5 protein-coding genes and 1 pseudogene are annotated in these 5259 nt (G+C 67.4%); 3 read left to right on the forward strand and 3 right to left on the reverse strand.

Annotation, left to right across the window (positions count from 1 at the left end):
* Positions 1 to 572, reverse strand: a pseudogene (locus tag AB0H32_RS46680) (IS5 family transposase); the annotation flags it as partial.
* Between the two features lie 270 nt (positions 573 to 842).
* Here AB0H32_RS46680 and AB0H32_RS46685 point away from each other — a divergent pair.
* Positions 843 to 1217, forward strand: a complete 375-nt coding sequence (locus tag AB0H32_RS46685; protein ID WP_361135316.1) for a hypothetical protein — start codon at positions 843 to 845, stop codon at positions 1215 to 1217.
* An 845-nt stretch (positions 1218 to 2062) separates the two neighbouring features.
* Positions 2063 to 2428, forward strand: coding sequence for a hypothetical protein (locus tag AB0H32_RS46690; protein ID WP_361135319.1), 366 nt, complete (start codon positions 2063 to 2065; stop codon positions 2426 to 2428).
* 367 nt (positions 2429 to 2795) lie between these two features.
* On the opposite strand, the gene AB0H32_RS46695 is transcribed toward AB0H32_RS46690, so the two are convergent.
* Positions 2796 to 3530: a hypothetical protein gene (locus AB0H32_RS46695; RefSeq protein WP_361135322.1), complete on the reverse strand. Its 735-nt coding sequence runs from the start codon at positions 3528 to 3530 to the stop codon at positions 2796 to 2798.
* A 293-nt stretch (positions 3531 to 3823) separates the two neighbouring features.
* Between AB0H32_RS46695 and AB0H32_RS46700 the strand changes: the two genes are divergently transcribed.
* Positions 3824 to 4216 carry an NUDIX domain-containing protein gene (locus AB0H32_RS46700; RefSeq protein WP_361135324.1) on the forward strand — a complete coding sequence of 131 codons (393 nt, stop codon included), beginning with the start codon at positions 3824 to 3826 and terminating at the stop codon, positions 4214 to 4216.
* A gap of 231 nt (positions 4217 to 4447) precedes the next feature.
* Here the strand turns inward: AB0H32_RS46700 and AB0H32_RS46705 are convergent, their stop codons facing one another.
* Positions 4448 to 4666 (reverse strand): EamA family transporter, encoded by a 219-nt coding sequence (locus AB0H32_RS46705; RefSeq protein ID WP_361135327.1) that lies wholly within the window; start codon positions 4664 to 4666, stop codon positions 4448 to 4450.
* Positions 4667 to 5259 lie beyond the last annotated feature (593 nt).

The following is a 5259-nucleotide window of genomic DNA, read 5'->3' on the forward strand; positions in this document are numbered from 1 at the left end:
GGCGGGGATGGGCCGACCCGGCCGCGGACCGGTGGGATCGCGTCGAGCAGGGGGAGTCGTTGGGTGACGTCGTTGCGGTTGCCACGGGTCAGGAGCACCGCGAAGGAGTGCCGCGACCATCGGTGATCACTGGTGCTTCGAGCGGGCGCGGCCCCGGTCGACCGGCGAGGGGGCCGTCTGGCTCCCCCCTTTTAGCGACCTGACATGGTAGGAGTCGACCACGCTGCGGGACCGGTCCAGCTTCGCTGCCGCGTTCAGCTCGGCGCGCAGGACCTCGTGCAGCCGCTGCCAGACACCCGCGTCGTTCCAGTCCCGCAGCCTACGCCAGCACGTCATGCCCGACCCCAAGCCCAGCTCCTGCGGCAGGTACGTCCACTGGATGCCGGTGTGCAGCACCTACAGGATTCCGAACAGCACTTCCCGGTCTCGCAATGGCTTGCGGCCCGGATACCGGAAGCGCCGTTCACGGTGCGGCAACAGCGGCTCAAGACGGTCCCACAGCTCATCCGAGACGATCCACGGTGACGTTCTCACCACGGTCGAACGCTCAACTCCCTTCCCGGACACGGCAACCGGGACCGATCCACCTCATTCTGTTAGAAGCTGATAGGGCTCCGGGGCCGATATGTCAAGCCCCGACATTACGCCGCATGACCCAGCCCGGAGTCCTGTGCCCCAATTGAGGCATGAGGTCGTACGGAAAAGCGACCGCCCGCAGCGCCGGGAAACCTCCGGACGATGCACCTTTCGGGACACACGTCCCGTAGCCGAAACGCCTGCCAACAGGCAAGGCGGTTCGGCTGACAAATTACCTGCCTATTTCTCACTGAAGGAGAATTCTCATGCTTCGTATCCGAATGACTCGTGCCGCGATACTTACCGCATCGGCCGCGCTGGCTGCTGGAGGTGCGCTGGTTCCCACGAGCGCGTTCGCCGCCCCGGCGCACACCGGCGTCGTCACGATGGCGCCCGCGGGAGGCCACCACGGCCACCACCACAACAACAACAACGGTGGCGGCGCGGGGCCCGTGAACAACAACATCCCCATTGTCAATAACAACGGCGGCGGCACCGGACCGGTCAACAACAACATCCCCATCGTCAACAACAACGGCGGCGGCACCGGACCCATCAACAACAACATCCCCATCGTCAACAACAACGGCGGCGGCACCGGACCCATCAACAACAACATCCCCATCGTCAACAACAACTAAGGGACTGCGGTGCGGCCGGGCGGAAGATCCGTCCGGCCACACCGCCGACCGCATCCCCAAGGACGGTGCGGGACACTCCCTCCGGGACGGGCCCACCCCCGTTCACCTGCGCAGATGTATGCCTGACTGGTCATGCCCGCTCCTGACCGGAGACGATCCGCCGGGGCCAACGGACACGCCGTCCGCTCCACTCCACAGCCACACCGCCCCTCACCTGACCGGCAGCACGCCGCCCTCGGCCCGCGCCTGCCATCGTCACGGTCGGCAGTCCTGCGACAAACACGCCCCGCAGCCGGACGCTGCACAACGTGTTCACATGACCCCGCCCGCCACGCAACTCCTCCGCCCCCCTTCCCGCCAGCGGGACTTTGGTCGCAGGGCGGCGTGTGCAGCCGCAGGGGCAGCAGCAGTACGCCCGCCGGCACATGCCGCGGACAGGAGATACCGGGGCTGTCCACATCGAGGGCGCCCGCCGCCGGGCGCGAGCCTGGCAGGACCCGGACGACCAGGCCGCTGCGAGGCCTGGGCAGCGCGTCCGGCGCGGCAGCCTCCCCCATCCGATGCCGGCCCTGCGAAGCGCCCTGTCGGCGGTTCACACCCCCCCTAAAGGGGCCACCGGCAGTTGTCAAGCCCCGAACTTCCGCAGCATGACACGGCACGACCACCCCTGGCTTAATGAATACACGAGGTCACACGAAACAAGTGACCCACCCACAGAACCCCAACCAGAAATCATTGACCCCCGGCACCTCGTACGGGAAATACACTCCATTCCCACACCGCCGCCAATCAGCACGGCCACCGGACACCCATACCACTCTCATTCCCACCCGAGGAGAATTCCCATGGCCCGCACCCACACCCGCCGCCTTGCCCTCCTGACCGCATCCACGGCTCTGGCCGCAGGCGGCGCCCTGCTCCCCACCAGCGCATTCGCCGCCCCCGCACACACAAACACCGTCACCATGGCACCCGCAAAAGACAGCCACTGGCACGGCCACAACAGCAACCACGGACACGACCGCCACCGATCAGGCAGCAACAAGAGCGGCCAGCCCACCAACATCATCGTCATCAACAACAACATCCCCATCGTCAACAACAACGGCACACCGGCCACCAACACCGGCACCAACACCGGACCCGCAAACCCCGCCGGAACCCCCACCGGCGGCGGCACGAACACCGGCACCAGCAACGCCGGCGCATGAACCCCAACACGACGCCACAAAGTCGCCGACCACCCCTCACCACCACCACAACACCAGAACGAACCCGGGAGAACCCCGGGCCCCATGCACCGCCGCTGCCGGGAACGACCGACCATCCCTCCCGTCCAACTCCCGGCAGCCACATCCACCTCGAACAGAGACCGCATACACAGGGACAGGGCCCCGGCCACCGCCGTTGGCGCACCGCGTGTCTTCTGTCGGACACACGGCGCGAGCGCTCAAGGAGTCCAGGCCGGCCTTCCGCAGGGGCTCAGTACCGATGCTGGATGTAGTTGATGAGCCGCCGGGACCGAGGCGGCACAGACGGATGGTGGAGCCGACGGATGGTGGAGCCGACGGTGCGGGCTTAGTCCATGACGACCTGGCCGTCCTTGGCGACTTCGTAGTATTCGGTGGAACCGAGCTCCAGCTTGAACACCATGCCGTGCCGCTTGCGGATATCCGCAACCGATCCCGACCCGGACTCACGCAGGCAGCGTGTCACCGGAGGATCGTTCTTCGGACATTGCTCAGGCTCATCGACGAGAAGGCGGGGGTTGCGGTCGTGCAACGGATCCCAGGCGAGCGTCTGCGAGGAGTCGAACAGCTGGGTCGGCTCCGGGGCATGCGGACCAGACGGATTAGGACCGTGTCCCCGGTAGTAGTCCACGAGGTGGTTGCGGTAGTAGTCATGACCGAATGCGATGAGAGACCCGGGTCGGTCGCCGGCAGCGAGTACGCCGTCGAGGACGGAGCCAACTCGCTTCGGATCGACCCCGTAGTAGGCGGTGACCCGCATCGAACAGCGGATCTTGTAGGCGTCGTCGCCGTTCGACTCGAGCCATTGCTTCGCTGCTCCACCGAAGCAGGTGTCGCGAATGACGACCATGCCCGGTCCGAGCGGGGTGTCTTTGGCGTACGTCTGCACTACGTCTCGAAGGCGGTCCTGAGTGCGCTGCCGTCCGTGTGCCGCTTGAGCGCTCCCGGCGAGCTTGCGGACTTCTTCCGGACTCGTGGCACGGTCCTGGGACGAGCAGCCGGAGACAGCGAAAACTACCGTGCCGACAACCGTGCCCCATACGGTCTTGCGCGATCCTGTCACGTTCTCTTTCCCTCTCAGCGCGCCCACCGCAGGCGCGCTCTGGCACTCTGTGCCCAAGTGGGCAGAGCGCGCATGAGTACCCGTACCTACCTGTCTCCGTTTCAGGGCAGCCTTCTCGTGGACGCCGGTGGCGGTGCGACCGTGCCGGCACCTTGGCGTTCGTGAGCCTGGCCGCTGATGTGGCGGCTCGGTTCGGGGATGTGGCTGGTCCGGTGGACGGCGAGGGTCGCGGGCGTGCAGGCAGCCCCGGTCGTCGAGAACCTGGTGATAGGGGGTTCTCGTTGAGGTTCCGTGTGGATGCGCTGATCGCTGGTGCAGTGGTGGCGTGCCGGGGGCGGGTCTTGCTGGTCCGCCGCCGGGTTCCTGAGGGTGCGCTGGTGTGGCAGTTCCCGGCGGGCAAAGTGGAGCCGGGCGAGTCGGTGGAGCAGGCGGCTGCGCGGGAGGCGCTGGAGGAGTCGGGCGTCGTGGTGGAGCCGTTGACGGTGATCGGCGAGCGGTTGCATCCAGTGACGGGCCGGCCGGTGGTGTATGTAGCGTGCCGCTGGTTGTCGGGGGCTCCGCATGCAGCGTCTCCGCGGGAGGTGGCTGAGGGGGCTTGGGTGCCGCTGGTCCAGGTTGCCGAGCGGATTCCGGGCGGCGTGTACCCACCTGTGTGGAACTACTTGACGGGTCCGGGCCTCCCCTGACCTTCACGGCGATCCCAGCCCAACCAACACCACACCCCGCTCCCGTCAACCCGCCCACGACCTGCACGCAAAGAGGGGGCTCACCGGCCCACCGCACCGGCCTGGGCACGAGCCCTGTGCGACAGCCTGCTTCCACGGACGGAGAGCCTCGCAGCCGAGCAATTACCAAGGACTGTGAATCAGTTCGGATGGGTGGCCCTCGCCGGCCGAGCGTGGGCGAGGGCCACGAGTTCAGGATTTGTGGCGGGCCAGGACGGCGATGGCTGTCAGCAGCAGGACCGATCCGAGTACCAGGGGCGTGCTGATCTGCTCGCCGAGCAGGACGGCTAGGAGGGCGGCCGTGGCGGGTTCGAGGAGTACGAGTATGGCGGCGGTGGTGCTGCGGACCGTGGTCAGCCCGGAGAAGTACCAGCGGTAGGCGAGCAGGGTCGGCCAGGGTCGGCACGACACCGAGGAAGATGAGCCAGCCGCTGGACTCGGCGACGTGTTCAGCGCGGGGCCAGGCTCCCTGGGAAAGCGCCAAGGGCACCAGACACAGTGCCCCTGCACTCCAAGTGACGGCGTCTGCGGTTGATTTCCCATTGCGGCGGGCGTGCAGGGTGACGGCGCTGTAGCCGATGGCGGAGAGCAGGGCCAGCGCGATGCCCATAACAGGGCGGGGACCGGAGATCGGGCGCGAGACCAGGAGCTGCAGGCCGAGCAGCGCGGTCCCGATCGCGGCGGTGCCGCGCCTGGTGAGCCGCTCACCCAGAAGTACGTGTGCTCCGGCGCTGACCAGGATCGGGCTCGCGCCGAGGGTGACCATGGTGCCGAGGGCGAGCCCGGCGTCCTGGACGGCGCCGAAGTAGGCCGTCTGGTTGGCCGCCAGGGCGACGCCGGTGAGCACGTCTGTACGTCGGCGTGGCGTGGGTCGGACATCGGCAGGTTGGCGGAAGCGGTGGGCGGTGATCCTCGCCCTCGAAAACCGCCTCGCCCCGAGCCAGCAGGTCGTTGATGAATTTCTCGGTCGCCCGGCGCTCGGCGTCATCGCTCTGACCGCCTTC

Source organism: Streptomyces sp. NPDC020362 (assembly GCF_040642095.1).
Taxonomy (GTDB): domain Bacteria; phylum Actinomycetota; class Actinomycetes; order Streptomycetales; family Streptomycetaceae; genus Streptomyces.

What these genes read in the sequence shown, in the direction of transcription:
- AB0H32_RS46685 (WP_361135316.1), top strand. Translation starts at nt 843, where the DNA reads ATGCTTCGTATCCGAATGACTCGTGCCGCGATACTTACCGCATCGGCC.
- AB0H32_RS46690 (WP_361135319.1), top strand. Translation starts at nt 2,063, where the DNA reads ATGGCCCGCACCCACACCCGCCGCCTTGCCCTCCTGACCGCATCCACG.